The organism is Chrysiogenia bacterium (genome assembly GCA_020434085.1).
In the GTDB taxonomy this organism is placed as follows: Bacteria; JAGRBM01; JAGRBM01; order JAGRBM01; family JAGRBM01; genus JAGRBM01.
On record JAGRBM010000229.1, the window covers coordinates 1 to 2170 of the forward strand.

At 63.0% G+C, this 2170-nt stretch carries 4 protein-coding genes; 3 read left to right on the forward strand and 1 reads right to left on the reverse strand.

Translation table 11 applies throughout. The annotated features are described in order from the left end of the window. A partial coding sequence (locus tag KDH09_07525) for a response regulator (protein MCB0219525.1) occupies nt 1–349 on the reverse strand: 349 nt, incomplete at its 3' end. Nucleotides 350–617: 268 nt separating this feature from the next. On the opposite strand from KDH09_07525, the gene KDH09_07530 reads away from it, so the two are divergent. The 3 genes from KDH09_07530 to KDH09_07540 form a co-directional block, all read left to right on the forward strand. Continuing rightward, nucleotides 618–1001, forward strand: a complete 384-nt coding sequence (locus KDH09_07530; GenBank protein ID MCB0219526.1) for a response regulator — start codon at nt 618–620, stop codon at nt 999–1001. A 76-nt stretch (nt 1002–1077) separates the two neighbouring features. Further along, nucleotides 1078–1812 (forward strand): glutathione S-transferase, encoded by a 735-nt coding sequence (locus tag KDH09_07535; protein MCB0219527.1) that lies wholly within the window; start codon nt 1078–1080, stop codon nt 1810–1812. Between the two features lie 8 nt (nt 1813–1820). Continuing rightward, nucleotides 1821–2170: hypothetical protein (locus KDH09_07540; protein MCB0219528.1), on the forward strand; the 350-nt coding region annotated here is incomplete at its 3' end.

Below are 2170 nucleotides of genomic sequence, written 5' to 3' on the forward strand. Positions count from 1 at the left end.
CGGCGATTTCCTTGGTCAACGATTCCGGGGTCACCGGTTTGTGGATGACCTTGTCCACGCCCAGGCGGTAGAGCTCTTCAAAGGTGCGAAAGCCCTTGAAGAAGGCCGAAAGAAAGAGCGACTTGGGGGGCTTCTCATGCGGGGGAAGCACCCGGGCAAGCAGTTCGATCCCCGTGCCGTCGGGCAGCAGGCCATCGACGATCAGAAGGTCGGGCACGGCGATTTCGAGTTCGCGCTCTCCGTCTTCGATGCTGGGCGCGCCCCGGTAATCGCACCCCAAAGAGGCGGCAATCGACCCGATCAAGGAGAGGATGGAGGGGTCGTCATCAATGGCCAGAATGCTCGGCATGTTCCGCTCTGGGGTTCTCAATGGGCGGCAAAGTCCAGGTGTTCGTCTGACCTAGGTTTAGCAAACCGCGCACCCAAGGTCGATGCCACCGAGCAATTGCGTTGGTTTGATGAAAAATCCCATTACCCGCTTGGATCGGGCGTGGGCATCGGCCCTATAATGCGGGCATTGGGATCGAGCGGGATAGCCGGGCACCCGTGCCCGTCATCAGGAGTAGAGGCAGTGGCGCTGTACCGACCCGGTGCGCGCCGATCTGTCGCCGTCCAGCATGACCCAGCCCCTCCAGCGAATTCTCTGCGTAGAAGATGACCCCGATATCCAGACCATCGCGCGGCTCTCGCTTGAGCGTGTGGGGGAGTTCGAAGTGCTCATCTGCGCCTCGGGACGCGAGGCCCTGGAGGCCGCACCGGGCTTTGCGCCCGACCTGATCTTGCTTGACGTGATGATGCCGGTCCTGGATGGGCCCGGCACGCTGGCCGAGCTGCGCAAGCTGCCGGCCTGCGCGCAGACCCCCATCGTCTTCGTCACCGCCCGCGCCCAGGAACACGACGTCCACTACTACCGGAAGCTCGGGGCGGTGGACGTCATCAACAAGCCCTTCGACCCCATGAGTTTTCCCGAGCAGATTCGGGCCATCTGGCAGCGACTATAAAGGGGCAGTCCGCCCGCCCATTTCAAGTTTCAGACAAATATGAAATGATGCTCCTGCCGGAGAACGGGAATACGTCATGTTTGATCTGATTGCGCTCGGACTCTCGCCGTGGTCTGAAAAGGCACGTTGGGCCCTCGATCACAGCGGAATCGATTATCGCGAGAGCGAATACACGCCGATGCTCGGTGAGTACTGGCTTCGCTGGCGGCTACGAAAATTTTCGGGTCGGGTCAGCGTGCCGGCGCTGATCGGCAAGGAAGTGCGCCTCACCGATTCTTTCGAGATCGCGCGGTTTGCCGACGAACATCGCACGCGTGGCGAGCGGCTCTTCCCCCACGAACTCATCGCGCAGATCGAGGAATGGAACGCGCGCAGCGAGCGAGCAACCGATTCCACGCGCGCGCTGCTGATTGAGCGGATGCTTGGCGATCGCGAGGCGCTCTCCGAAGCCCTCCCGCCGATGATTCCCGCGCCGATTCGCCTCTCGCTCACCGCGCTTGCCGCCCAGGGCAGCCGCTTTCTTCGCCGCAAGTACCGTGCGCGCGAGAAATCCCCGACCGACCATGAGAATCTCATCCGCACGGAGCTGACCGTGCTGCGCGGCGCATTGGACGGCGGCGACTACATCTACGACACGCTGAGCTATGCCGACATTGCAATGGCCGTGGTTTTGCAGTTTCTCATCCCGCCGCCCGAGGGAAGCGTCGCGATGGGCCCCGCCACGCGGCGCTGCGCCCGGCATCCGGTGCTGGCCGAGGAGTTCGCGGACCTTGGCCGCTGGCGCGACCGCCTCTACCAGAGGCACCGTTAGGAAGTGATTTGAGCAAGCAGTTTACCTTCATTGCTCTTGCGATTGCGCTGCTGTTGGCGGCCGCGCCCGCTCATGCGCGCGCGCCGGAGGGCAGGAAGCTCACAATCGGCATTGTGCAGATGACCGACGTCATTGTTTACGAGGACGCCGTGCGCGGATTTCGCGAGGGCCTCGCCGGGCTGGGTTACGAGCGCGGCAAGAACCTCACCATCAAGCGGCGGGTCGTGCTGGGCGAGACCAAGGGCCTCTGGGACAAGGTGCAGCTCCTGCTGGCGCTCCATCGCTACGTCGACGAGTTCATCGCGCTCAAGGTCGACATGGTGGTCTTTGTCGGCACGCCCGCGACCGAATACGGGGC

Coding starts and splice junctions, on each gene's coding strand:
- KDH09_07535 (MCB0219527.1), top strand. CDS start 1,078: ATGTTTGATCTGATTGCGCTCGGACTCTCGCCGTGGTCTGAAAAGGCA.
- KDH09_07530 (MCB0219526.1), top strand. CDS start 618: ATGACCCAGCCCCTCCAGCGAATTCTCTGCGTAGAAGATGACCCCGAT.